The sequence below is a fragment of the Rathayibacter sp. AY1E3 genome, from assembly GCF_002932235.1.
Classification (GTDB): domain Bacteria; phylum Actinomycetota; class Actinomycetes; order Actinomycetales; family Microbacteriaceae; genus Rathayibacter.
Genome location: NZ_PSVN01000002.1, coordinates 152,508 through 176,239, shown reverse-complemented (window position 1 = coordinate 176,239; position 23,732 = coordinate 152,508). Strand labels below are relative to the sequence as shown.

Genomic DNA, 23,732 nt, shown 5'->3' with positions numbered 1-23,732 from the left:
GAGCCGCGGGCCGGGATCCGTGGAGGACGCACGGCCGTCCCTACGATGGAGGGATGCCCCGTCTGGCCGTCGTCTCGGCGCACACCTCCCCGCTCGAGCAGCCGTCGACGGGCGACGCGGGCGGGATGAACGTGTACCTCGCGGCGGTGCTCCCGGAGCTGGCGGCGCTCGGCTGGGAGATCGAGGTGCTGACCCGCGGCGAGGGCGTCCGCGCGCTCGCGCCGGGTGTGCGGGTGGTAGGCGTGCCGGTGCCGGCAGGCGACAAGTACGCGCTGGCGGCCGCGGCGCCGGAGTTCGCGCGCGCCGCGGAGGGGGCCGACGTCGTGCACTCCCACTACTGGGTGTCGGGCCTCGCGGGGGCGCTCACCGGCAGGCCGCACGTGCACTCGATGCACTCGGGCTCGCTCGCGAAGAACGCCCGGCTCGCCCCGGGCGACGTCGCGGAGCCGCAGCAGCGGATCGACGCGGAGCGCTCCGTGCTCGCCTCCGCCGACGCGATCGTGGTGGCGGGCGCCTCGGAGCGGGAGGACGTCGTCAGCGGGTACGGCGCGGATCCGGACCGGGTCGTCGTGGTGCCGCCCGGAGTCGACGCGCGGTTCCGTCCCGGCGGCGGCGAGCGCTCCGGAGTCGTCCTGATCGGCCGGGTGCAGCCGCTCAAGGGGCAGCTGCTGGCGGTCGAGGCGCTCGCGGCGATGGCGCCGGCGGAGCGGCCGGTGCTGCGGCTGGTGGGCGGGGCGGCACCGGGCCGGGAGTCGTACCTCGACGCGGTGCGCGCCGTGGCGGCTCCGCTGGGAGACCGCGTGCTGATCGAGGGGGCCGCCGACCGCGACCGGGTGGCGGAGCGGCTCCGGAGCGCGCAGCTGGCGCTCGTGCCCTCGGCGGCCGAGACCTTCGGGCTGATCGCGCTCGAGGCGGCCGGCAGCGGCACTCCCGTGCTCGCGCGCAGGACGACCGGCCTGGTGGACGCGGTGCGCGACGGCGGGAGCGGCTTGCTGCTCGACTCCGACTCCCCCGCGGCGTGGGCCGAGGCGATCCTGACCCTGCTGGGCTCGCCCGGTGAGCTGGCGCGTCTCGGCCGCGGCGGCGTCGACTGGGCGGCCGCCCACTCCTGGCCGGCCGCCGCCGCCCGGCTGGACGCCGTCTACCGCGGCCTGTCGGCCCGCTGAGGGAACCCCGGACCGTCGAGGGACCCCGCTCCGCCGGATTACCTCGACGGGTCAGGGCTCCCTCGGTGCAGGGAGGGGGTCAGTCGGCGATGGCGGGGGCCCCGGGGTCGAGGCGGGCGCCGCGGGTGGAGCGGTACCAGGGAGCGAGGCGGTCGGGCGAGACGGCGACCATCGCGGCGCCCGTGAATCCGGCGTCGTTGCCGAAGCGGGCGGGGACGATCTCGGTGCCGATGTCGAGGAAGCGGGCGAACTCGTCGAAGACGTGCGCCGCCGCGCCGCCGATCACGAACAGCTGCGGCGAGAGCAGCATCTCGAGGTGCCGGTAGTAGACGCTGAGGCGACCCGCCCACTCCTCGAGGGTGATGCCCTCGCGGCGGACGGCGGAGAAGCCGACCTGCGGCTCGAAGTCGGGACCGTCGATGTGCAGGTGACCGAGCTCGGAGTTGGGGATCACCACGCCCTCGTGGACGAGCGCCGTCCCGATGCCGGTGCCGAGGGTGGTCAGCAGGAGGAGGCCCTCGCGTCCGCGCATCGCGCCGAACTCGCGCTCGGCGACCCCTGCCGCGTCCGCGTCGTTGACGACGACGACGTCGACCCCGGTCGCCTCCGAGAGGAGGACCTGCGCGTCGAGCCCGACCCAGCGCTGCGAGACGTGGGTGGTCTGGCGGACGACGCCGCCGCGGACGATCCCGGGGAAGCCGACGCCCACGGGCGTGCCCGCGATCGGCGAGACGTCCCGGACGATTCCGGCGATCGCCTCGGCGAAGTCCTCGGGCTCCTTGCCCAGCGGGTTCGCGACCGCGAAGCGCCGAGCCGCCCGCTCGCCGGTGGTGACGTCGACGAGGGACGCCTTGATCGACGTCCCCCCGATGTCGACGCCGACGGCGAAGCGCGGGAGGAGGCCGTCGTGGGGCTGGGTCACGGATGCTCCGTCTGCAGTGGTGGGCGAGTGCGGGGACTCGCGAAAACGGTCGGCCCGTCGGATCCGGGATCGCGACGAGCCGAAGGCGATTCTACGAGCCGTCAGGTGCGCGCGGGCTCCGAGAGGGCGCGGAGGACGAAGTCGATCACCGGCTCGTAGAGGTGGACGGCCAGCCCGTCGTCGATCGGGACGACCACCTCGATCGAGCCCTGCGCCTCGGCGACGAACACCGCCGGGTCGTTGCAGTCGGCGATCGCGATGACCGGCAGCCCCCGCCGGCCGGCCGCGCCCGCGAAGCCGTGGTCGGCGACGACCAGGTCGGGGCGGACGCCGAGCTCGTCGAGGCGGTCGAGCAGCGCGTCCATCGGCTCCGGCGAGTGCGTGTGCTGCAGCCCTCCCCCGCGGTAGACGCAGGTGACCCCGCCGGTGCACCACAGGGCCTGGTGCTCGTCCGCGAGAGGCACGCGGATCCCGTCGGGGGCGGCGAACGGGAGCGCATTCACGTCGATCACGCGGGCGCCCCGTTCCGTCGCGGCAGCAGCGAAGCGGCGGTAGACGTCCATCAGGGTCGCGGGGTGCGCGGTGGCGAACAGGAGGAGCGCCCCCTCGCGGACAGCGGCGGCGAACCGCTCGCGGTAGCGGGCGAGCCCCGCGACCGTCAGGCGGGCGTCGATCCGGTCCTGCCCGCTCTCGAAGGAGGGGTCGGTGCTGATCCCCACGCGCTCCCCCATCAGCGCGAGCAGTCTCTCGAACGTCCAGTCCTCCGCCACGTCCACCCCGTAGAGGTGCGCGGGCTCGCGGGCGGCGAGGCCGCGCAGGTTGCCGAGGTTGCTCGCGCGGCCGGTGAGGACGTCCCCGGCGAGGAGGGAGGAGTCGAGGTACGCCTCGAGCTCGGAGTCGGGAAGCGGCATGCGGGACCTCTCGATCGACGGGGAGCTCCCAGGCTACGGGCAGTTCAGGTGTTGACATCCGATCCGTCGCCGATATATCGTTACTGCATCGCCGACAGATCGGAAGCAGCCGCTCCCGACGGGCGACCGGATCCGATCGAAAGGGATCCCCTCACGACAGAGAGCAGCACACCCATGAACCCCAGGACCTTCTTCTCCGACGACCGCCGCGACTCCTGCGACGGCGACCACTCCTCCCGCCACGAGCACCCCGGCCGCGGACAGCGCCGCGGACCCGGCGGTCACGGCCGCGGCTTCGGGCCCGGCTTCGGCTTCGGCCCGGGCTTCGGCCCCGGCTTCGGCGGCCCCTTCGGCCGCGGCGGAGGACGCGCCCGACGCGGTGACGTCCGCGCGGCCCTCCTCTCCCTCCTCTCCGAGAAGTCCTCGAACGGCTACGGCCTGATCAAGGCCATCGCCGAGAAGACGAACGGATCGTGGCGTCCCAGCCCCGGCTCCGTCTACCCCACCCTCCAGCAGCTCGTCGACGAGGGCCTCATCACGGCCGTCGGCGAGGGCCGCGGCACCGAGTACCAGCTCACGGACGCGGGCGGCACCTACGTGCGCGAGCACGCCGACGAGCTCGACGCGGCCTGGGAGGCCACTCCCGGCGCGAGCGACGCCGATCGCGCCTTCATGGAGAACGTCGGCAAGCTGATGGGCGTCGTGCAGCAGTTCCGCGGAGCGACCGAGGCGCAGCGCGCCGCCGCCTCCGCCAAGCTCGACGAGACCCGTCGCGCGCTGTACCTCATCCTCGCCGACTGACCTCGACTCCCCTCCCGCGATCCGTCGCGGGAGCCCCGGACGGACGGGACCCCCTCGCCTCGGCGACGGGGTCCCGTCCGTTCCGTCGTCTCCGGAGCCGGCGCCTCAGCGGGCGGCGGACAGGCGCGCCAGGCCCTCGTCGAGGGTGACCGACGGGCTCCACTGCAGATCGGCGCGCGTGCGGCGCTGGTCGAACCAGTGCGCGGTCGAGAGCTGCTCGGCGAGGAAGCGGGTCATCGGCGGCTCATCGGCGCCGGGCCGCACGGCCCACACGCGCTCGACGAGCGAGCCCGCAGCGCGGGCGACGGAGGCGGGGACGGACCAGCGCGGCGGCTCGACGCCCGAGGCGCGGCAGATCCCGGCGAGCAGCTCGGCGACCGGGCGCGGCTCGCCGTTGGTGACGACGTAGGAGCGGCCGTGCACCTCCTCCGCCCGCCCGAGAGCGGCGACGATCGCCGAGGCGGCGTTGTCGATGTAGGTGGAGTCGATCAGCGCCTGGCCGTGCCCGAGGAGCGGCAGCCGGCCGGCGCGCGCCCGCTCGACGATGCGGGCGACGAGCTGGGTGTCGCCCGGACCCCAGATCAGGTGCGGGCGCACGGCGACCACCGCGAAGCCGGGGGCGTCGGCCGCCAGCGCCAGCAGCTCGGCGCGGGCCTTGGTGCGCGCGTAGTCGCCGCGGGCCCGGTCCGGATCGGCGGGCTCGGCGTCGTCGCCGGTGATCGAGGAGCCGGAGTGGGCGACGGAGGGCGACGAGATCTGGACGAAGCGGCTCACGCCGGCGCGGGCGGCGGCGGCGAGCAGACGCCGGGTGCCGTCGACGTTCACGCGGTCGAAGTCGCCAGGATCGCCGGCGAGCGAGACCTTCGCGGCGAGGTGCACGACGCCCTCGGCCGCGTCGACGGCCTCCTCGACCGCGCGCGGATCGGTCAGGGAGCCCCGCGCCTCCTCGACGCCCGCGACCCCGGAGGGCCGACGCTGGAAGGTGCGGACCTCGTGCCCCTGGGCGACGAGGCCCGCGGCCACCGCACCGCCGAGCAGGCCGCTCGCGCCGGTGACCAGGACCCTCACGGAGCCACCATCGGGCCGCCGGCGAGCACGCCCTCGGCCCAGCGCGAGAGCGCGGCCCGGTCGATCTTGGAGTTGTGGCGGATGTCGGTGGGCAGCGCCGGGACGACGAGCACCGCGGCGACGGGCCGGCCGACGGCCGCGCGCACCTCGGCGGCGAGGGCCTCCTCGGCCAGCACCACGCGGCGCGCGCCCGAGCGCAGCTCGACCACGGCGACCAGCTGCGCGACTCCGCGCGGGCCGGCTCCGACGATCGCGGCGCGGGCGACCGAGGTGACGCGCGCCTCGATCCGCTGCTCCGGTCCGACCGGCGTGACGACGCCGTCCGGCGTGACGACGACGTGCGGCATCCTGCCCTCGACCCAGAGGCGGCCGGCGGAGTCGATCCGCCCGACGTCCCCGGTGCGGTGCCAGCGCTCGCCCGGGACGGCGCCGACGCGGGCGGCGCGGTCGGTGAGCCAGAGGCGCTCGTAGTGGTCCTCGACGTGACCGGCCGAGACGACGATCTCGCCGGTCGTGCCGGTGATCTCCTCCGGCTCGTCCGCGGCGCGGCCGCCGGCGTCGAGCGGGGCGATCCGCAGCCGGACGCCCGCGGCGGGCACGCCCACGCAGACGCCTCCGCGCGGATCGTCGTCGGAGGCGGCCTCGCGGATGCCCTCCAGCGACGCGTCGGTGAGCAGCAGCCCCTCGGTCATGCCGTAGGGAGTGCGGGCGGAGGCGTTCGGCATGAGCGCCTGCGCCTCGCCGAGCAGTCCCGCCGAGACGGGGGCGCCGGCCGAGAGGAAGGTGCGCACGCCGGCGAGGGCCCGGTGGTCGTCGACGTCGAGCGCGCCGGCGGTGGCCACGACGTTGGCCAGTGCGGCCGGCGAGAGGAACAGCACGGTCGCGTCGACCCGTGCGGCGGCCGCGGCGACGGCGGCCGCGGTGAGCGTCCGGGGCGCGGTGACGTCCATGTCCGGAGTGGCGGAGCGCGTGCCCAGCGCGGGACCGAGCAGGGCGAACGGCGCGAAGCCCGCGACGAGGCCGGTGCCCGGTCCGATCCCGTACTGGCGGGCGAGCGCGTCGCGGACGCCGGCGAGCTGCCGGTGCGTGTAGACGACGCCCTTGGCGGGGCCGGTCGAGCCGGAGGTGAACAGGATCGCGGCCACGGCGTCGGCGGCGGGCGCCTCGCCCAGCGCCTCCGGGTCGGCGGCCAGCTCGGCGCGGCCGAGCTCGATCAGCTGCCCGAGCGACGTGTCGACCCCGAGGGCCGAGGCGGAGGCGCGGGGCAGGGTCTGCGTCGAGACCCGGCCGCCGGGCCAGCGGAGGGCCCGCGCGACGGCGAGGCCGGGCAGGGCGCCGACCACCAGATCCGGCCAGGCGCCGCGGACCGCGCGGGTGAGACCGCGCAGGCCCAGGCCCGCGTCGGCGACGACCACGACGGCTCCGATGCGCAGGCACGCGTAGAGCAGCGCCGTCAGGTCGGCGCCGGGCGGCACGAGGAGCGAGACGCGGTCGCCCGGGGAGACGCCGGAGGCGCGGAGCCCGGCGGCGAGCTCGCGGACCCGCTGCGAGAGCAGGCGCCACGAGACCGAGCGGGGCCCGCCGCCTCCGGGAGGCGCCATCTCGACCAGGGCGAGCGAGTCGTCCTGCGCGTTGCGGTCGAGGTGCGCCCAGAGCGGCTCGACCGGCGCGGTCGGGCGTCGGACGTCGGGGGCGGGGTCGCCGCCGAACGGCTCCTCGCCGTCGGAGAGGTCGCCCAGCCAGGTGAGGACGGCGGACGCGTAGTCGACGTCCTCGGCCACCAGGTGGCCCGCTCCCTCGTAGCGGTGGACCTGCGCGTGCGGGAGGCGGTCGACGAGGTCGTCGAGGTAGCGGTCGGAGAAGATCGGGTCCAGCGGGCCCCAGAGCATCAGGGCCGGCGTCGTCAGGGCGCTGACGCCCTCGGCGATGCGCTGCAGCTCCGGGTCGCTCGGGTGCGCGGAGTCGACCGGGATGTCGGCGACGAAGCCGCCCACTCCGCCGCGGCGCGAGGCGGACCGGTAGGGCGCGCGGTACCCCTCCTTCACCGCGGAGGGCAGCGCCGGGTGCCCCAGCGCGAGGGTCGTCTCGAGGAAGGCCGGCGTGCCGACCGTCGAGGCGCCGAGCACGCCCGACGCGAGCGCGAGCCGGAGCGGGGCCGGGATCGGCTCGTCGGCGCTCTGGTGGATCGCGGTGTTCAGGAGCATCGTGGCGCGCAGCTGCTCCGGGTGGTCGACCGCCCAGCCCAGCGAGACGACTCCGCCCCAGTCGTGGCCGAGGGTGACCACGTCGTCGAGGCCGAGCACGTCGGTGAGGTTCGAGAGCTCGCGCACGCGGTCGGCGAGCGTGTGCAGGGCGCCGGTCCGCTCGGAGAAGCCCATCTCGAGCTGGTCGACAGCGACCACCCGCCAGGCGGGGCCTCCGCGGCGGGCCGACTCGAGCGTGGCGGCCGCGAGGCGGCGCCAGAGGTAGGACCAGGTGGGGTTGCCGTGCACGCAGAGGACGGTGCCGACGGGCTCCGTGCCGAGGGCCTCACCCGTGTCGAGCAGGTGCCAGCGGCGCGGAACGCCCTGGGCGTCCGGAGCGTCGACGAGGCGCGACCACGCGGGATCGAGCCCGTCGAGCCCGGCCGGGGGCCGCTGCGCCGCGGCCGTGGAGCCGAGCGCTCCGCGGATCCGCTCGGCCGGGTGGGGCGCGGTCACCAGGCGATCTCGAGCATCGCGGTGTTGATGCCCGAGCCCACTCCGATGAGCAGCACCCGGTTGCCCGGCTGCAGGGTCTCGGCCTCCTGGGCCAGGGTGATCGGGATCGACGCCGGGCCGACGTTGCCGAGGGTGGGGTAGGTCGTGGGGACGCGGCTGCGGTCGATGCCGACCGCCTTCACCAGGGCGTCGGTGTGCACGTCCGACACCTGGTGCGTGATGTAGCGGTCCATCCCGCTCCAGTTCCAGTCGCGGGTGGCCTCCTTCCACGCCGAGAGGACGAGCTCCATGCCGCCCTTGAGCAGCGCCTTCGCGTCCGTGAACATGCCGTCGACGCTGCCGACGCAGAGCTCGTTGAACTGCGTGGCCGCGCGGGTGATGCCGCCGAGGATGCGGTGGCCCTTGGGGTGCTCGTCGGCCGGGCCGAGGACGGCCGCGGCGGCGCCGGAGCCGAGGGTCAGGCTCGCGAACTCGCTCATGAAGTCCTTGCGCTTGACGCCCTCGCGGCTCAGGCGCTCGATGGTGTTGACCTGGATCTCGTCGGCGTCCTCGCCGTCGATGATGAGCGCGTAGCGGATCTGGCCGGAGTCGATCAGCTGCGCGGCGAGGGTCATGCCGTTGACGAAGCCGAGGCACGCGTTCGCGATGTCGAAGTTGATGGCCGACGAGGGCAGGCCGAGCCCGTGGTGCAGGCGCACGGCGACCGAGGGCTCGAGGTGCTTGCGGGTCACCGACGTGTTGATGATCAGGCCGATCTGGTCGGCGCGGACGCCGGCCTCGGCCAGAGCGCGCTTGCCCGCGTCGATCGCCGCTCCGTCGAAGCCCTGCTCGGTGCCCCAGTTGCGGCGCTCGTGCACTCCGGCGACGCGCTGGAGGAGCCCGGTGGGGAGCCGCAGGCGCTTGAGCGCCGGAGCGAGCCGCGCCTCGATCTCGGCCGAGGTGGTCACGCGCGGAGCCAGCGTGGTCGCGACGGACAGCAATGCGACGTTGCGGTGCGTGGTCGTTGCGTTTCCGTCCAACGGAACTCCCTGTCGAGTTGTCGATCCTGGCATGTGCCTCCGTGATTTTACGCTGTCGTTCAGGCTGCGCTTCCTGGACGCCCGCTGGGCGGTCGCGGAACGCGTCCTCGGCGGCCGGGCGGGGGCTCCTCCCCCGGAACGACGGGCGAGGAGCCGCCGAGGCCACACGCGACGCGCGGTGTCAACCCACCCGCCGGGGCGTCAGGTCCCCATCGCCCACGGCTCGCGATCGCCGCGGAGGCGGGCGGCGAGCGCCATCGCCTGCTCGTCGGTCAGGGTCGCGACGTAGTCGACCACACCGCGCCCCCGGCCGAGCCGCTGCAGCGCGGCCGGGTCGGAGGTCGGCCGGCCGCGCTCGTCCGACGGGAGCCAGTCGGGGTGGTCGGCGCGCAGGCGGAAGTAGCCGTCGGTCGCGAGCTCGATCAGGTCGAGCAGCTTCTGCGGGGCTCGCGAGCCGTCGCGCGGATCCTCGAGCCAGGCGTCGAGGTGGGTCACCAGCGTCTCGAGCACCTGCGACTGGCCGCGCTGGTAGGTGGCGAAGTCCGGCCGGTCGATCACGAAGCGGGTGTGCACGAACTTCAGCACGGCCACGTCGTGCCAGGCGTCGGGGAGGAGGGAGAGGTGGCCCGAGCGCACGTTCGGCTCGGCGAGCACCACCACGGAGCGCTGCAGGCGGCCGATCCAGGAGGAGACGAACGCCTCGATCGCGCGCTCGGTGCGCGTCGATCCGTCGAACGGGAGCGCGAGGAGCCCCTCGACCAGCTCGGTCGACACCCGCTCCACGGAGGCGCGGAAGTGCTCGTCGCTCGCGATCCACGGGTCGCGGGCCACGAGCCTCCGGCGGAGCATCTCGAGCGAGTGCCCGGGGGCGCGCGCCCACAGCTCCTCGGCGTCGAGGGCGGCGAGCGCGTTCTGCTCGCGGAGGAACGCGCGGAACTCCACGGCGACGGCCGCCTGCTGCAGCACTCCCGCGCGGTAGAAGTCGTCGAGGTCGTGCAGCGAGTAGGCGATGTCGTCGGCGACGTCCATCACCGAGCACTCGAGGGTCTGCTGCCAGGGGGCGATCGCGGCGAAGCCGGAGCGGGCGTCGAGCAGGTCGTCGAGGTCGAGGGTGTACGCCGAGAACTTCGGCGGCGCGGTCTCCCACCGGCTGGCGGTCGAGCCGCGGGGCAGCTCGGTCGGGTCGGCGGAGTCGATGCCGGGGCGGTGGACCGTCCGCCCCCACGGGTACTTGAGCACGGCGGCTCGGGAGGCGGCGGTGAGGTTCAGCCCCACCTCCACCGTCTCGCAGACGTCGAGCTCGGAGAGGATCCGGAACGACTGCGCGTTGCCCTCGAAGCCCTCCGCGAGCCCCAGCCGCTCGCGCGCGAGGCGGTCGAGCGCCTGCTCGCCGAGGTGGCCGAACGGAGGGTGGCCGAGGTCGTGCGCGCTGGCCGCGGCCTGCACGACCACCGGGTCGCAGCCGCCGAGCCGCTCGACCAGCTCGCGCTGGGCGGGATCGGTGGTGGTCAGCTGCATCGCGATCGCGCGGGCGACCGCGGTGACCTTGATCGAGTGCGTGAGCCGGTTGTGCACGACCTGGCCGACGCCCGAGGGCGAGATGACCTGGGTCACCGCGGAGAGGCGGGCGAAGTAGGGCGAGAAGCGGATCCGCTCCAGGTCGACGCGGTACTCGGGGTACTCCTCGCCGGTGGCGAACCGGTCGACGGGCTCGGGGATGCGCCGGTCGCGGCGGTGGTCGTGCGGGGCCGAGGCCCGCGGGGCCGTCGTCTCGGGGAGTGCCGGCTCGCTCATGGCTTCACCCTAATCAGGGGCGCGGGGGCGGAGGGACCGCGCCGCTCCGGCGGTCGGCGTCGCTCCTCCGGTCGGCGTCGCTCCTGCGGCGAGACACCGCGTCCGCCGGCGAGGCACCGCGGGGACGGCGGCGCCTCGGGGAGCGCACGAACACCTCGGCGGTCCGGTGGGCGAGGCCGGCGCCTCGGCGGACGCCGGGACGCCCCGCGGCAGCCCGGCCGACGGGCGAACAGAAGACGGGGGGCGCGGACTCCCGTCAGGCGGACTGCTCGCGCGGAGCGACGGCGAGGTGCACGGCCGCGGCGACGACCGCGCCGAGGACGTAGGCCGCGATGTCGAGCCAGGAGAAGGTGGTGCCGACGACGAGGCGGAGCGGCGCCCACAGCTCGACCAGGCGCGCTGCGACTCCGATCGCCTGCAGCTGCTCCATCGCGATCGACCAGGCCAACGCGATCCCGGCAGCCGTCACGCCCGGGATGCGCGGCAGGAGCACCGCGATCAGCAGCGCCACCAGCACGACGTAGGCCACTCCGCCGGCGAGGTCGGCGAGCAGCCCCGTGAGCACGAACCGCAGTGCCAGGCCCAGGCCGAGCACGGCGACGGCCGCGAGGGCGAAGCGGAACCGCGCCTTCACCGGGCACGCTCCTCGAGGGCGCGCTGGAGGCGCTCGAGAGCGAGGAGGAACGTGCGGTCGTCGGCCACGCGCCAGCCGAGGGCGGCCGGGGCGGCGACGACCAGGGGCACGAGGACGGTGCGCGGGCGCCGCCTCGCCGCACGCAGGACGGCGGAGGCGGGCGGCGGGGCGAGGACCGCCAGGACCAGCGCGCGGACCCGGTGGGCACCCGAGGGCGAGGTGCCGACGCCCACCGAGACGATCCGATCCCACTCGGCGATGCGCAGGGCGTCTGCGCGCTCGGCGGCGAGCTCGAGTCCGTCGCGGCCGACGGCCAGCACCGCGGCGGCGGCGGCCGGAGCGGCGGAGGCGGGTGCCGCGATCCGGCGCAGCGCCCGGGCGAGCTCGGGAGTGCGCAGGACGGCGAACCCCTCGGTGACCGCGGCGAGCGCCGCCAGCCGGCGCTGCCGCTCCGGGGCGGCCTGACGGACCCGGGCCCGGACGGCGGCCGGGGCGGGCAGGGGCGCGGCGAGCAGCGCCGTCGGCTCGAACCGCGTGCGCGGGGGCAGCGGGACCGCCGGCGGCGTGCGCGGCGGGGGCTCGCCCCAGTGCGGCGTCGATGCGGGATCCATGCGCCCCTCCCTCCTCGCGCGGCTCCGAGCCGCCCCTGAGATCATCCCTCCTCCGCCCTCCCGCCTTGCCGAGAGGGCTCGGCGGGCTTACCATGGAGTACCCCCCGGGGGTATGCCGCGACCGGCGTGCCGACCGGACGCCCACCGAGCCGATCGACCGGATCGGACCGGACGCACCACACAGGAGGACCCATGAGCACCAGGATCGACCTCGGCCTGACCGCAAGCGGATCGACGGGAGGGTGCGGCTGCGGCGGAGGCGGCGCCTGCGCGTGCGGCGGCCACGGCGGCGCCGGCCGCTCCGACGCCGGCCACGCGGCGCAGGGCTCCCTGTCCGCCGCGTCCGTGCAGAGCTTCGGCGTCGCGGGCATGACCTGCGAGCACTGCGTCCGCAGCGTCACCGAGGAGCTCGCCGCCTACCCCGAGGTCTCGGCGGTCGACGTGTCCCTCGCCCCCGACGGGGTCTCGACCGTCACGGTCGGCTCCTCCCGGCCGCTCGGCCGCGAGGAGATCGCCGCCGCCGTCGCCGACGCGGGCTATCGCCTCACTCCCCTGAGCTGACGTGGCCGAGACCACCGGCACCCCGCTCGAGCTCGCCATCGGAGGGATGACCTGCGCCTCCTGCGTCGCGCGGGTCGAGAAGCGCCTCGACGCGCTCCCCGGCGTCCACGCGACCGTCAACCTCGCCCTCGAGCGCGCGACGCTGACCCTCCCGCCCGGCACGACTCCGGCCGACGCGATCGCCGCCGTCGAGGCCGCGGGCTACAGCGCGACGGTCCCCTCCACCGGCGAGGCGGCTCCCGCGGAGGAGCAGGAGGAGCAGAGCGACGACGACCGCGAGCGGCGCGCCCTGCGCACCCGGCTCCACGTCTCCGCCCTGCTCGCCGTGCCGGTGGTCCTGCTCTCGATGATCCCGCCGCTGCAGTTCGCGAACTGGCAGTGGCTGTGCCTCGCCCTCGCCTCGCCGGTCGCGGTCTGGGGCGCGCTCCCCTTCCACCGCAATGCCTGGCGGGCGCTGCGGCACGGCTCCACCACCATGGACACCCTGATCAGCCTCGGTGTCAGCGCCTCCTTCGCCTGGTCGGTCTGGGCTCTGTTCCTCGGCGACGCCGGGCGGCCGGGCATGAGCATGCCGTTCGAGCTGCTGGGCAGCCGGTCCGGCCACGACGAGATCTACCTCGAGGTCGCCGCCGCCGTCCCTGTCCTCGTGCTGGCCGGCCGCTACCTGGAGGCGCGGTCGAAGCGCGACGCCGGTGCGGCGCTCCGGGCGCTCCTCCGCCTCGGCGCGAAGGACGCCGTGCGCATCGCCGCCGACGGGCAGGAGGAGCGCGTGCCCGCGTCCTCGCTCGACGTCGGCGACCTCCTCCGCGTGCGCCCCGGCGAGACCGTCGCCGCCGACGGCACCGTGCTCGAGGGCTCGAGCGCGATCGACGCGAGCATGCTCACCGGCGAGAGCGTGCCGGTCGAGGTCGGCCCCGGCTCGACCGTGGCCGGCGGAGTGCTCAACGCGCACGGCCTGCTCACCGTCCGCGTCGACCGCGTCGGCTCCGAGACCACGCTCGCGCGGATGGGCCGTCTCGTCTCGGACGCGCAGGCCGGCAAGGCGCGCGTCCAGCGGCTCGCCGACCGCGTCTCCTCCGTCTTCGTGCCGGTCGTGGTGGTGCTCGCCCTGGCCACCCTCGCCGGCTGGCTGATCGCCGGCGCCGACCTCGCCGCCGCCGTCTCTCCCGCCGTCGCCGTCCTCGTCGTCGCCTGCCCGTGCGCGCTGGGCCTGGCCACCCCGACCGCCGTCCTCGTCGGCACCGGCCGCGGCTCCCAGCTCGGGATCCTCCTCCGCGGGCCGGAGGTGCTCGAGGCCGGGCGCCGGATCGACACGGTCGTGCTCGACAAGACCGGCACGCTCACCACCGGCGCCTTCCAGGTCGTCGAGTCCAGCGACGACGAGAGCCTGCGGATGCTCGCCGCCGTCGAGCGCGGGTCGGAGCATCCGCTCGCCGCGGCGATCGTGGCCGGGGCCGCGCACCTCGACGTCCCCGAGGCGACCGGATTCCGCTCCAGCACCGGGTTCGGCGTGCGCGCCCGGGTCGAGGGCCGCCTGGTCGTCGCCGGCCGGCTGCGCTGGCTGGAGGAGCAGTGGGGCTTCGCGCCGGGCGGTCTCGCCGAGCGCGCCGAGCGAGCGACCGCCGAGGGCGGCACCGTCGTCGGCGTCGGCTGGGAGGGGGCGCTGCGCGGCTTCGCGGTCCTCCGCGACGAGCCGAGGCCGGAGGCGTCCCGCACCGTCCGCGCCCTGCGCGAGCGGGGCCTGCGGGTGATGGTGCTGACCGGCGACAACCCGCGGGCGGCGCAGGCCGTCGCCTCGGCCGTCGGCATCGACGAGGTCGTCGCCGAGGTGCTGCCGGAGGAGAAGCTCGCGGTGATCGAGCGCCTCCGTGCGGAGGGCCGCCACGTCGCCTTCGTCGGCGACGGTGTGAACGACGCCGCCGCGCTGGCCGCCGCGGACGTGGGGATCGCGATGGGCGCCGGATCGGACGCGGCGATCGAGGCGAGCGACATCACCCTCGTCGGCGACGACCTCGGCCGGGTGCCCGACGCCCTGCGCCTCGGGCGCCGCACCCTCGCGGTCATCCGGGGCAACCTCTTCTGGGCCTTCGCCTACAACGTGGCCGCGATCCCGCTCGCGATGGCCGGACTCCTGGGGCCGCTCGTGGCCGGCGCCGCGATGGCGTTCTCGAGCGTCTTCGTCGTGCTGAACAGCCTGCGGCTGCGGTCGTTCCGCTGAGTCCCGGCGGGCCGTCCGGAGTTCCCTCGCGGAGCTCTTGACGGCCCGCCCGCGGATGGCGAGGGTGAGCGCATGAGCCTCTTCATCACCTGCCCGGTCGACGACGTCGAGCGCGCCACCGCCTTCTACACCGCGCTCGGCTGGACCCTGAACACCGAGATGTCCCGCGAGGACGTCTCCTGCTTCGCGATCGGTCCCGACACGTCCGTCATGCTGGCGAGCCGCGCCATGTACGAGAGCGTCGGCGCCACCGAGGAGCTGATCGGCGCCCCCGGCACCCCCTCGAAGGTGACCGTCTCGTTCGACCTCGACAGCCGCGAGGCCGTCGACGAGCTCGTCGAGCGGGCCGCCGCCGCGGGAGGCCGGATCGGCGACACCGACGACTACCCCTTCATGTACCAGCGCCAGTTCGACGACCTCGACGGCTACCACTACTCCCCGTTCTGGATGAAGCCGGGCGGCGACGCGGCGGAGTGACGGGGCGGCGCGGACTCACTCCGCGTGCCGCAGGCGGTGCCGCCGGACCGCGGCCCGGTTCGCGCAGCGGACGGAGCAGTACCGCTGCCGGCCGTTCCGCGTCACGTCGACGATGACGTTCCTGCAGTGGTCGCCCGGCGCCCGACCGGCCTCGCACCGCAGGAGGCGGCTCATCCCCCGGGTCGTCAGGTGCAGCGCCGTGCCGACCGCGATGACGGCGTGGAGGACGTGCGCCAGGGACTGGTCCTGGTCGCGGTAGTGCAGGTGCCAGCCCTCGTCGTCGTGGTCGGTCAGGCGCGGATACGCGGCGATCGCGGCCATCTGGCGGTTCAGCGACGTCGCCCGGTCGCTCGGAGTCGGCGCGTCGACCACCTCGAGCCACTCGTCGATCACGTCGCGCGTCCGGGCGTGGTCGTCCGGGCCGGACTCGAAGGCCATCGTCATGCCGTATTCGCGCGTTCGAGCCTCGATGCCCTCGCGGTCGGACGGCCAGTCGTTCGCGAGGGAGGCGGCGAGCAGGACCGCGTACTCGCCGTAAGGGTTGAGCTGCATAAGACCATGACAGCACAGTGGCTCCCATGCGCACCTCCACACCCTCCCCGCACCCCTCCGAGCCGCTCGCCCCAGCCGTCGATCCGCACGAGCACGGCTGGACGACCGAGTCGGCCCACCGGACCAGCGAGGGCGTCGTCGTGTACGTCCGCTGCGCCGGCTGCGGCACGCGGCGCGTGGACGTGCGGACCGGGCACCAGGATCCCCCTGCCGCTCTCAGCCGCGTCCTGCCCGCCTCCGACGACCGCTCCCGCCGTGGAGCAGAGGGAGGATGAGCGCATGATCGCCGACCTGACCCTCCCCCGCGACGCCGGCCCCGGGGAGAGGAGCCTCCTCCTCCGCCGCGCGGTGCTCCACGACCTCCCCGCGCTCGTCCGGCTCCTCTCCGACGACCCGATCAGCGCCGGGCGCGGAGACGTCGCCGCCGAGGAGGACGGGGCCGCCTACGAGGCCGCCTTCCGGAGCATCGCGCAGGACCCGGGCAACGATCTCGTGGTCGCGGTGGACGGCGCCGGAGTCGTGGTCGGCACGCTGCAGCTGACCGTGATCCCCGGGATGGCGCGCCGCGGCAGCTCCCGCCTGCTCGTCGAAGCGGTCCGGGTGGCGAGCGCCGAGCGGTCGGCCGGGATCGGCACGGCCCTGATGCGCTGGGTGCTGGACGTCGCTGCGATCGAGCTCCGCACGCCGCTCGTCCAGCTGACCTCGGACGCCGCCCGCACCGACGCCCACCGCTTCTACCTGCGCCTGGGCTTCGTCGACTCGCACGTGGGCTTCAAGCGCCGCGTCGACCTGCCGGGCTCGTAGCGGCGGTGCGGGCAGCCCGTCCGGACGCCTGATCGGCGTGTCCCCGCAAGCACGACCGGCGCAGGAGGGGACGCCCCGAGCGGAGGCCCGGACGGCACTGCTCGCCTCTCCCCGGCCGACGTGATTGGCTGGCCCGATGAGAACCGAGACCCGCCAGGGCGTCCCCCTCCTGCTCGTCGACGACGACGGAGGCGCGCTCTCGACCCCGGACGACGCGATCGCGCTGATCGGCGAGACCTACGGCGGCGACGTCGAGACGATCGTGGTGCCCGTCGGCCGGCTCGACCCCGAGTTCCTCCGCCTGCGCTCCGGCATCGCCGGCGAGTTCGTGCAGAAGTTCGTCTCGTACGGCAAGCGGCTGGTGGTCCTCGGTGACGTCAGCGGGCCGGTGGCGGAGTCGAGCGCGCTGCAGGCCTTCGTCATCGAGTCGAACCGCGGCGACCACGTCTGGTTCGCCGCCGACCTCGAGGCGCTCGACGCCCGCCTCCGCAGCTCCGGGACCGCGACCGAGCCCGGTGCCGACGGCGGAGTGGAGCCGACGCCCGGCCCCGCCCGCTGATGCCCCTGCTCCAGCCCGGCCCCGACGGCTCTCCACCCGAGGTCGACGGTCCGGTCCGCCTCCTCCTGCTCGCCGACACGCACCTCCCGAAGCGGGCGAAGGCCCTCCCGGACGAGGTGTGGCGCGCGGTCGACGAGGCAGACCTGGTCGTGCACGCGGGCGACTGGGTCGACGAGGCGACGCTGGACGCGCTGGAGGAGCGGGCGGCGCTCCTGCTGGCCGTGTGGGGCAACAACGATCCGGAGCCGCTGCGCGCCCGCCTGCCCGAGGTCGCGCGCGCCCGCGTCGCCGGCCTCGACGTCCGCGTGGTGCACGAGACCGGAGCGGCGACCGGCCGCGAGACCCGCGCCGACGCCGCCCATCCGGGTGCCGACGTGCTCGTCTTCGGGCACAGCCACATCCCCTGGGACACCGTCTCCCCGGCGGGTCTCCGCCTGCTCAATCCGGGCTCCCCGACGGATCGGAGGCGCCAGCCGGCCTGCACCTTCCTGACCGCCGTCGCCGACGACGGAGCGCTCCGCGACGTGCACTTGACCGCCCTGCCGCTCCGGGCACGAACCATTCCCGGCGGCGGCGCAAGGGGGTCACAGAGCATTTAGGTCGGCCTAAGCTCACCTGGATGAGCAGCTCACACGACCACCCCGACTCCGCGCACCTGCGCCCGGAGGGTCTCGACGACGCCACCGTGGCGGCGCTCGGGAAGCTCTCGGAGGCGCTCGAGACGGTCGAGCACGCCCGCGGTCTGCTCTACGGCTTCCACCGGCTCACCGGCGCGGCCGACCTCGCTCTGGGCGAGGCCGTCGACGCGCTGCGCGAGGCCGGCCACGCCGCGACCGCCGAGCGGATCGAGGCCGAGCTCGTCGGCCGCAACGTCATCGAGGGGCGCTGGACCTTCCAGATCGTCGAGGACTACGACGACACCTACTACGCCGCGTTCCGGGAGCAGGAGCGCGCCGCGCGCGACGAGCTCGCCGGCGGACGCCGCCACCTCTTCGAGTCCGAGATGAAGGAGGACCGCCGCTCCGGCGGCCGCCGCCACCACGAGTCGCGCCCGGAGGCGGGCTCGTGAACGCCGTCATCCGGATGCACGCCTCGTCGCTGCGGGTCAAGGCGGTCACGCCCGGCCGCGGTGGACGCGGCACGCCTCCCGAGCCCGAGGCGACGATGCGGCGCACCACGCTCAGCATCGACGGCCGTCGCTTCCTCCTCGCCGTCTCCCTCGACACCGAGGAGCTCGAGAAGCGCCTGGTCGAGGCCGTGCGCAACCGCGGCGACATGGTGAGCTTCACGGTCGCCGGCGAGCGCGAGGTCTGCGTGCTGGTCTCCCCGGGCGTCGCGGTCATCCTCGAGCACGAGGACGTCCCGGTCGAGGATCCGGATGCCGAGGACGCGCCGATCCTGTACGACGACGTCGAGTACCTGACCTGATCCGTCGGCGGCCGGTCCCGGCCGCCGGTCCGGGCGCGGCCTCTCGACTCGGGTCGTCCGCCCGCTCAGACCGCTCCGGTGCTCGCCCACAGGTGGAACGCCGCGTGCGCCCGGTGCGGCCGCCACGCCTGCGACGCCGCCTCCGCCTCCGCCGTGCTCACCCGGCCGAGCGCCTTCCGCAGCACCAGGTCGCCGGCGGGGAAGGCGTCCGGATCGCCGAGGAACCGGAGCGCGAGGTAGTCGGCCGTCCACGGCCCGATGCCCGGGATCGCGAGGAGCGCGCGCCGCTGCTCCGGCAGGTCGCCCGCGCGGTCGAGCACGGGTCCGGCGGCGAAGGCCTCGGCGACGGCACGGACCGTCCGCGCCCGGGCGTTGGTGATCCCGATCGCCGAGCGCAGCGCCTCGAACTCCGGCGCGAGCAGGGCGGCGGGTTCGGGGAACGCCAGCAGACCGCGCTCCCCCGGGGCGCCGAAGGCCGCGGCGGTCCGTCCGCCGAAGGTCCGGGCCGCGGCGACGGACACCTGCTGGCCGAGGACCGCCATCACCGCCGCCTCGAACGCCTCCGGGTACTGCGTCGCGCGCAGCCCCGGTCGGGCCGCGACGGAGCGGGCGAGCAGCGGGTCCCGCGAGAGCTCGGCGCCGATCGCCACGACGTCGGAGTCGAGGTCGAACCAGGCACGGACGACCGCGGCCGCCGGCGTCAGCACGTCCGGCTCCGCCTCCACCCGCAGCCCGGTCTCCGTCACCTCGAGCACGATCGGCCGCGGCGCCCCGTCGAGGGTGAGCAGGCGCTCCAGGCGCCGGCCGTCGGCCGAGACCCGCTCCACTCCGGGGAGGGCGTGGTTGCGGAGGAGGCTCGCGGCGCCGGCGGAGTCGAAGGGCCCGAGGGCCGGCAGGTCGAGGGAGGACGTCTCGTTCAGGGGAGCAGGACCGTCTTGCCGCGCGCGCGGCCCGACTCGACGAGGGCGAGCGCGGCCGCCGCCTCGGTCAGCGGGAAGGAGGGCCCGAGCACGACCTCGAGCTCCCCGCGACCGGCGCGGTCGAGCAGGCCTGGCCGGGCGGCGTCGCGGAGCGCGGTGCCGGGATCGGCTCCCGGTCCGCCGCCGAGCATCAGGATCCCGCCGAGGCGGGCGGCGTGCTCGAAGCCGGCGACGGTGGCGATGCGCGAGCGGTCGGCGACCAGTGCCACCGAGGCGTCCAGCGCCTCGTCGATGCCCGCCGTGTCCAGCGCGACGTCGACGCCGCCGGGGGCCAGGACGCGCACGCGCTCCTCCAGCCCGGCGCCGTAGCGGACCGGCTCCGCGCCGAAGCGGCGGACGACCTCCTCGCCGCGCTCGCTCGTGGTGCCCAGCACCCGAGCTCCGCGGGCGACCGCGAGCTGCACAGCGAGCGAACCGACGGCTCCGCTCGCCCCGTGCACCAGGACGGTGTCCCCGGAGGAGACGCGGGTGGCCTCGACGAGGTGCTCGGCGGTCGTCCCGGCCAGCAGCAGGCCCGCGGCCGCCGCCCAGCCGAGCCCGGCGGGCTTGGGCAGGACCGCGCTCGCGGGCGCGACCAGCTCGGCGGAGTAGCCGCCGGAGACCCGGAACGCCACGACCTCGTCGCCCACCAGGATCGGGCCGAGCGGCCCCTCGGCCCTCTCGCCGACCGCGGTCACGACTCCGGAGACCTCGCTGCCCGGCCGGACCGGCACCCGTCCGCGCCCGAACATCCCGCGCAGGAGCTTCGCGTCGGCCGGGTTCACGCCCGCTGCGCGCACCGCGATCCGCACCCTGCCGGGCGTCGGCTCCCCCGGATCGACCTCGACGGCGCGCAGCGCCTCCGGCCCGTCGAATCCCTCGGCCTGCATCGCGACGACCATGCGTCCGCCTCCCGTCCCCGGGCGCCTGCGCACCCGAGCGCGACGCTAGCAGCAGCGTCCGACCCCCGGACCCCCTGCGGCAAGCGCGGCAGCCGACCGAGAACGCCCGTTCTGGTACCGCCTACCATGGAGGGATGTCCCCGATCCTCGACGAGCGCCCTCCCCGCGAGGCGATCCTCGCGGCCGCCGACCGGCTCTACTACGAGCGCGGCATCCAGTCCGTGGGGATGGACGAGCTCCGCACGGCCGCGGGCGTCTCGCTGAAGCGCCTCTACTCGGAGTTCCCGAGCAAGGAGTCGGTGGTGGTCGCCGTCCTGCACGGCCGCCACGAGCAGTGGACCCTCGGCGTGACCACCCGGGTCGCCGCGGCGGACGGACCTCGCGGCAAGCTGCTCGCGATCTACGACTTCCTCTTCGACTGGTTCTCCGAGGACTCGTTCCGCGGCTGCGGCTTCATCAACGCCTTCGGGGAGCTCGGCTCGTCGAACCCGATGGTCGCCGAGATGGCGCGCGACCACAAGGAGACGTTCCAGCGCTTCCTCGCGACCCTCGCCGAGGAGGCGGGTGGCGGCGCCGAGCTCGCCGCGCAGCTCGCGATCCTCGCCGAGGGCGCCCAGACCACCGCGGCCATCGCCGGAACCCCGGAGGCCGCCCTGCACGCGCGTCGCGCCGCCGAGATCCTCATCGACGCGGAGACGCGCCCCGTCTGAGGCACGCCGCGCGCGGGATCAGGCCTCGCCGCCCCCGGGCGGGCCGACCACCAGCAGCGCCGCGAAGACGACGGCGACCAGAGCCAGGACCAGCGCCCCGGCGAGCACGGGCCGCGCGAGCGCCCAGCGGAGGAGCCGGCTCGTCACGCGCCGGTCGCGCGGGTCGTCCGTGGCGTGCGTCCGCCACGGGCCCTCCAGCAGGCCGCGGCGCTCGAAGCCGCGCTCCAGCGGGACCGTCGCATAGGGCACGACCGCGCTGACGACCGCGAGCGCCGTCGCGCCCGCCGACCACCGCTGGTTCACCGCGAGCACCAGGGCCGCGGCTCCGTAGGCGAGGAACGCGAACCCGTGGATCGGCCCGGCGACGCTCACCGGCCAGTCGCCGGCTCCGGCCGCGTACTTCAGCAGCATCCCCACGATCAGGAGAGTCCAGGTCACCGCCTCGACGATCGACAGCAGGCGGAAGAGGCGGCGCGGGCTCATGGGATCGGCTCCGTTCGGTCCGCGGCGACGCGGCTCGGGGTCGGTCGAGGGTCGCCCGGAGCCTACGGGAGCACGCTCGCGAGGAACCTGAGCGGACGAGGACCGCTCGGGGCGCTCAGCCCAGCCAGCCGGTGAGCGAGAGGGCCGTCACCGCGCCGACCAGGCCCGCGGCGACGAGGGCGACCGTGCCCGTGACTCCGCTGCGGGAGGGGGCTGCGGCGGGGCCGCCGGCCAGGCGCGCCCAGAGCCGGCGTGCCACCTCCTCGGCGGAGGGGCGGTCGGCCGGATCGAGAGCGGTCATCGCGGTCAGCAGCTCGCGCCACTCCGCCGGGACCGTCTCCGGGACGACGGGCGCGTGGTGGAGGCGCTGGATCGAGATCTCGAGCGTCGTGCCGGTGTAGGCCCTGCGGCCCGAGACGGCCTCGAGGAGGACCAGACCGAGCGAGTAGACGTCGGACTCCGGTCCGACCGGGCCGGAGCCGAGGCTCTCGGGGCTGAGGTACGCGGCGGTGCCCACCAGCACGTCGGAGCGGGTGAGCCGGGCGTCGTCGACCGAGCGGGCGATCCCGAAGTCGCTGAGCTTGGCCTCGTGCGCGGAGAAGCCGGATGCGGTGGCGCGCGAGCGGACGAGGACGTTCTCGGGCTTCACGTCGCGGTGGAGGACGCCCTGCGCGTGCAGGTGCGCGAGAGCATCGGCCACCTGCGCGCCGACCTCCGCGATGAGCCGCTCATCGCCGGAGCCGAACCAGTCGGCCGCCGGGTCGCTGCGGTCGAAGTACTCGAGGACGAGGAACGCGAGGTCGCCCTCCTCGCCGGGGATCTCGCCCTGGTCGAGGACGTCCACCACGGAGGCGTGACGCGAGTCGATCAGGAAGCGGATCTCGCGCTCGCGACGCGCCCGCTCGTTGGGGGTGTCCGGGACGTCGCGGTGGACCTTGACCGCGACCTGGCGGGCGAGGCGGAGGTCGCGGGCGCGGTAGACGACGGCGCTGCCGCCCTCCCCCACCCGCTCGAGCACGAGGTAGCGACCGGCCAGGGTGGAGCCGACCAGCGGATCCACGACGTCAGCCAGGAGCGGCTGCAGGCGGTCGAGTTCGTCCAGCACGGGCAGCTCCCTTCGCGAATGAGTCACTAGCTCGTCTAACTAGTAGTCCCTTCGTAGTGGTCGCCGCCCTTCCAGGCAAGCATCTCGGGGGAGGTTGGCTTGTCTAGATGTTCTTGCTACGAGACTGTCTAGACTGTTCGTCATGGATGAGGTCACGCTGAAGCGACCCGGGGCCTTCTGGTTCTCGGGTGAGGCGACCGAGCCCGGAGCGGTGGAGGTCCTCGCCGCGATGCGCGCCTTCCGCACGGCGGAGGCCGCGATGCGCCGCCGGACCCGCGGATCCATGGGCATGGGCGAGAACGACCTGCTGGCCGTGCAGTTCCTCATGCGCCGCCAGCAGAAGGGCGTGCACGTCAGCCCGAAGGACCTGGCCTCCTACCTCGGCATCTCCTCCGCCTCCACGACCGTGCTGATCGACCGGCTGGTCAAGAGCGGGCACGTGGTCCGGGAGCCGCACCCGAGCGACCGCCGGGCCATCCGCATCGTCGCCACCCCCACCTCCCACCGCGAGGTGCGCGAGACGCTCGACGAGATGCACCGCCGCATGCTCGAGGCGGCCGAGACGCTCAACCCCTCCGAGGCCGGGACCGTCATCCGCTTCCTGCAGACGATGCGCGACATCGTCGAGCGCCCGGCCGACTCCGAGACGGTCGACGCCGCCCAGGAGCTCGCGGGCGAGCCGATCGGCGAGTACGCCGACGGCGTGCTGGAGCAGCGCCGCGCCTGACGCGCGTCCCCGCGGCCGTGGCCGCGCGTCCCCGAGAGTTCACTCCGAGGGACTTCTGCCGCGCCCGGGTCCGTCGGAGAATCGAGGCGACCGGCGGCGATGGACAGAAAACGCACTCCGCGACGTAAGTAGCTAGCTCAACTAGTAGGAAGTCTTTCTAGCGATATAGAGTGACGGACGTCAGCTATTCGCACGTCAGATCGGAGCACACCATGGGCAACATCCTGTACGGCACTCCCCCCGCCGCCATCGAGGTAGAGGACCGCGCCCTCGCCCACCTCCAGATCGTCATCATCAACAAGTTCCGCCGCGACGAGCGCTTCCTGCTCACCCTCGACGCGAGTCCCCAGGCCGGCACCGGCCGCCGCGGCGTGTGGATGCACCCGACCATCCCGATCCAGTTCGAGTTCAAGGGCAGCCGCCAGCCCACGATCAACCCGGAGTGGGTCGAGGCCCTCATGGAGCGCGCCAACAGCGGCGCCGGCCTCCGCATCGTGCCCGAGCCGACGAGCAACGCCGCCGTCCCGCTGCGCCGCGCCGAGCCCGCCGCCTGACCCTCCGCGCCGGAGCCGCTCCCGATCAGGCGCCGCCGCCGCACACCGACACGACCCGCCTTCCCGCC

27 protein-coding genes are annotated in these 23,732 nt (G+C 75.1%); 14 read left to right on the top strand and 13 right to left on the bottom strand.

From position 1 onward, the window contains the following. The first annotated feature begins 53 nt into the window (after positions 1-53). A complete protein-coding gene (locus C5C53_RS02320) occupies positions 54-1,166 on the top strand; it encodes a glycosyltransferase (RefSeq protein ID WP_104266714.1) in 1,113 nt (370 codons plus the stop codon). Positions 1,167-1,245: 79 nt separating this feature from the next. Here C5C53_RS02320 and C5C53_RS02315 read toward each other — a convergent pair whose 3' ends face one another. Together C5C53_RS02315 and C5C53_RS02310 are read right to left on the bottom strand one after the other, a co-directional pair. After that, the gene (locus C5C53_RS02315; protein ID WP_258068106.1) at positions 1,246-2,088 is read right to left on the bottom strand and encodes an ROK family protein; all 843 of its coding nucleotides are present in this window, start codon (positions 2,086-2,088) and stop codon (positions 1,246-1,248) included. 101 nt (positions 2,089-2,189) lie between these two features. Next, on the bottom strand, positions 2,190-2,999 hold the full coding sequence (locus C5C53_RS02310) for a phosphatase (RefSeq protein ID WP_104261467.1): 810 nt from the start codon (positions 2,997-2,999) through the stop codon (positions 2,190-2,192). A gap of 174 nt (positions 3,000-3,173) precedes the next feature. Between C5C53_RS02310 and C5C53_RS02305 the strand changes: the two genes are divergently transcribed. Continuing rightward, a complete protein-coding gene (locus C5C53_RS02305; RefSeq protein WP_104266713.1) occupies positions 3,174-3,800 on the top strand; it encodes a PadR family transcriptional regulator in 627 nt (208 codons plus the stop codon). Between the two features lie 105 nt (positions 3,801-3,905). On the opposite strand, the gene C5C53_RS02300 is transcribed toward C5C53_RS02305, so the two are convergent. From C5C53_RS02300 to C5C53_RS17000, 6 genes are all read right to left on the bottom strand, one after another. Beyond that, positions 3,906-4,868: an NAD(P)-dependent oxidoreductase gene (locus tag C5C53_RS02300; RefSeq protein WP_104266712.1), complete on the bottom strand. Its 963-nt coding sequence runs from the start codon at positions 4,866-4,868 to the stop codon at positions 3,906-3,908. Beyond that, positions 4,865-7,567, bottom strand: coding sequence for an alpha/beta fold hydrolase (locus C5C53_RS02295; RefSeq protein WP_258075359.1), 2,703 nt, complete (start codon positions 7,565-7,567; stop codon positions 4,865-4,867). Before C5C53_RS02295 ends, C5C53_RS02300 begins: the two co-directional genes overlap by 4 nt. Next, positions 7,564-8,619 (bottom strand): 3-oxoacyl-ACP synthase III, encoded by a 1,056-nt coding sequence (locus C5C53_RS02290; RefSeq protein ID WP_104225938.1) that lies wholly within the window; start codon positions 8,617-8,619, stop codon positions 7,564-7,566. The genes C5C53_RS02295 and C5C53_RS02290 overlap by 4 nt, the downstream gene beginning before the upstream one ends. Positions 8,620-8,787: 168 nt before the next feature. Next, positions 8,788-10,380, bottom strand: a complete 1,593-nt coding sequence (locus C5C53_RS02285; RefSeq protein ID WP_104224182.1) for a deoxyguanosinetriphosphate triphosphohydrolase family protein — start codon at positions 10,378-10,380, stop codon at positions 8,788-8,790. Positions 10,381-10,636: 256 nt separating this feature from the next. Next, on the bottom strand, positions 10,637-11,014 hold the full coding sequence (locus tag C5C53_RS17005) for a DUF2809 domain-containing protein (protein WP_104262387.1): 378 nt from the start codon (positions 11,012-11,014) through the stop codon (positions 10,637-10,639). Continuing rightward, positions 11,011-11,625: a hypothetical protein gene (locus tag C5C53_RS17000; RefSeq protein ID WP_104261052.1), complete on the bottom strand. Its 615-nt coding sequence runs from the start codon at positions 11,623-11,625 to the stop codon at positions 11,011-11,013. The genes C5C53_RS17005 and C5C53_RS17000 overlap by 4 nt, the downstream gene beginning before the upstream one ends. A gap of 192 nt (positions 11,626-11,817) precedes the next feature. On the opposite strand from C5C53_RS17000, the gene C5C53_RS17360 reads away from it, so the two are divergent. From C5C53_RS17360 to C5C53_RS02265, 3 genes are all read left to right on the top strand, one after another. Then, positions 11,818-12,186, top strand: a complete 369-nt coding sequence (locus C5C53_RS17360; protein ID WP_258075358.1) for a heavy-metal-associated domain-containing protein — start codon at positions 11,818-11,820, stop codon at positions 12,184-12,186. 1 nt (position 12,187) lies between these two features. After that, the gene (locus C5C53_RS02270; protein ID WP_258075357.1) at positions 12,188-14,404 is read left to right on the top strand and encodes a cation-translocating P-type ATPase; all 2,217 of its coding nucleotides are present in this window, start codon (positions 12,188-12,190) and stop codon (positions 14,402-14,404) included. A 72-nt stretch (positions 14,405-14,476) separates the two neighbouring features. After that, complete coding sequence (locus C5C53_RS02265) at positions 14,477-14,881, top strand: VOC family protein (protein WP_104257136.1); 405 nt, start codon at positions 14,477-14,479, stop codon at positions 14,879-14,881. Between the two features lie 15 nt (positions 14,882-14,896). On the opposite strand, the gene C5C53_RS02260 is transcribed toward C5C53_RS02265, so the two are convergent. Next, positions 14,897-15,433: a CGNR zinc finger domain-containing protein gene (locus C5C53_RS02260; RefSeq protein ID WP_104266710.1), complete on the bottom strand. Its 537-nt coding sequence runs from the start codon at positions 15,431-15,433 to the stop codon at positions 14,897-14,899. A gap of 26 nt (positions 15,434-15,459) precedes the next feature. Between C5C53_RS02260 and C5C53_RS02255 the strand changes: the two genes are divergently transcribed. The 6 genes from C5C53_RS02255 (at position 15,460) to C5C53_RS02230 (ending at position 18,224) form a co-directional block, all read left to right on the top strand. Next, positions 15,460-15,708: a hypothetical protein gene (locus tag C5C53_RS02255; RefSeq protein ID WP_104224177.1), complete on the top strand. Its 249-nt coding sequence runs from the start codon at positions 15,460-15,462 to the stop codon at positions 15,706-15,708. 4 nt (positions 15,709-15,712) lie between these two features. Next, the gene (locus C5C53_RS02250) at positions 15,713-16,237 is read left to right on the top strand and encodes a GNAT family N-acetyltransferase (RefSeq protein WP_104266709.1); all 525 of its coding nucleotides are present in this window, start codon (positions 15,713-15,715) and stop codon (positions 16,235-16,237) included. Between the two features lie 136 nt (positions 16,238-16,373). After that, a complete protein-coding gene (locus tag C5C53_RS02245; protein WP_104266708.1) occupies positions 16,374-16,796 on the top strand; it encodes a DUF4180 domain-containing protein in 423 nt (140 codons plus the stop codon). Next, entirely contained in the window at positions 16,796-17,395 is a 600-nt protein-coding gene (locus C5C53_RS02240) for a metallophosphoesterase (RefSeq protein WP_104224174.1), read from the top strand. The genes C5C53_RS02245 and C5C53_RS02240 overlap by 1 nt, the downstream gene beginning before the upstream one ends. A gap of 20 nt (positions 17,396-17,415) precedes the next feature. Continuing rightward, positions 17,416-17,865: a hypothetical protein gene (locus C5C53_RS02235; protein ID WP_104224173.1), complete on the top strand. Its 450-nt coding sequence runs from the start codon at positions 17,416-17,418 to the stop codon at positions 17,863-17,865. Beyond that, positions 17,862-18,224: a hypothetical protein gene (locus C5C53_RS02230; RefSeq protein WP_104224172.1), complete on the top strand. Its 363-nt coding sequence runs from the start codon at positions 17,862-17,864 to the stop codon at positions 18,222-18,224. Before C5C53_RS02235 ends, C5C53_RS02230 begins: the two co-directional genes overlap by 4 nt. 65 nt (positions 18,225-18,289) lie before the next feature. On the opposite strand, the gene C5C53_RS02225 is transcribed toward C5C53_RS02230, so the two are convergent. Both C5C53_RS02225 and C5C53_RS02220 read right to left on the bottom strand, forming a co-directional pair. After that, on the bottom strand, positions 18,290-19,120 hold the full coding sequence (locus tag C5C53_RS02225; protein WP_244229640.1) for a DNA-3-methyladenine glycosylase: 831 nt from the start codon (positions 19,118-19,120) through the stop codon (positions 18,290-18,292). Positions 19,121-19,140: 20 nt separating this feature from the next. Then, positions 19,141-20,085 carry an NADP-dependent oxidoreductase gene (locus C5C53_RS02220; RefSeq protein ID WP_258075356.1) on the bottom strand — a complete coding sequence of 315 codons (945 nt, stop codon included), beginning with the start codon at positions 20,083-20,085 and terminating at the stop codon, positions 19,141-19,143. Between the two features lie 134 nt (positions 20,086-20,219). Here C5C53_RS02220 and C5C53_RS02215 point away from each other — a divergent pair, with 134 nt between their 5' ends. Next, positions 20,220-20,795, top strand: coding sequence for a TetR/AcrR family transcriptional regulator (locus C5C53_RS02215; protein ID WP_104224170.1), 576 nt, complete (start codon positions 20,220-20,222; stop codon positions 20,793-20,795). 18 nt (positions 20,796-20,813) lie between these two features. Here C5C53_RS02215 and C5C53_RS02210 read toward each other — a convergent pair whose 3' ends face one another. Further along, entirely contained in the window at positions 20,814-21,278 is a 465-nt protein-coding gene (locus C5C53_RS02210; RefSeq protein WP_104225947.1) for a DUF3817 domain-containing protein, read from the bottom strand. A gap of 115 nt (positions 21,279-21,393) precedes the next feature. Then, positions 21,394-22,383 carry a serine/threonine-protein kinase gene (locus C5C53_RS02205; protein ID WP_181127699.1) on the bottom strand — a complete coding sequence of 330 codons (990 nt, stop codon included), beginning with the start codon at positions 22,381-22,383 and terminating at the stop codon, positions 21,394-21,396. 142 nt (positions 22,384-22,525) lie between these two features. Between C5C53_RS02205 and C5C53_RS02200 the strand changes: the two genes are divergently transcribed. Beyond that, positions 22,526-23,110: a MarR family winged helix-turn-helix transcriptional regulator gene (locus C5C53_RS02200; protein WP_104224167.1), complete on the top strand. Its 585-nt coding sequence runs from the start codon at positions 22,526-22,528 to the stop codon at positions 23,108-23,110. A gap of 212 nt (positions 23,111-23,322) precedes the next feature. Beyond that, a complete protein-coding gene (locus tag C5C53_RS02195; RefSeq protein ID WP_104224199.1) occupies positions 23,323-23,664 on the top strand; it encodes an ATP-dependent DNA ligase in 342 nt (113 codons plus the stop codon). Positions 23,665-23,732: the final 68 nt, after the last annotated feature.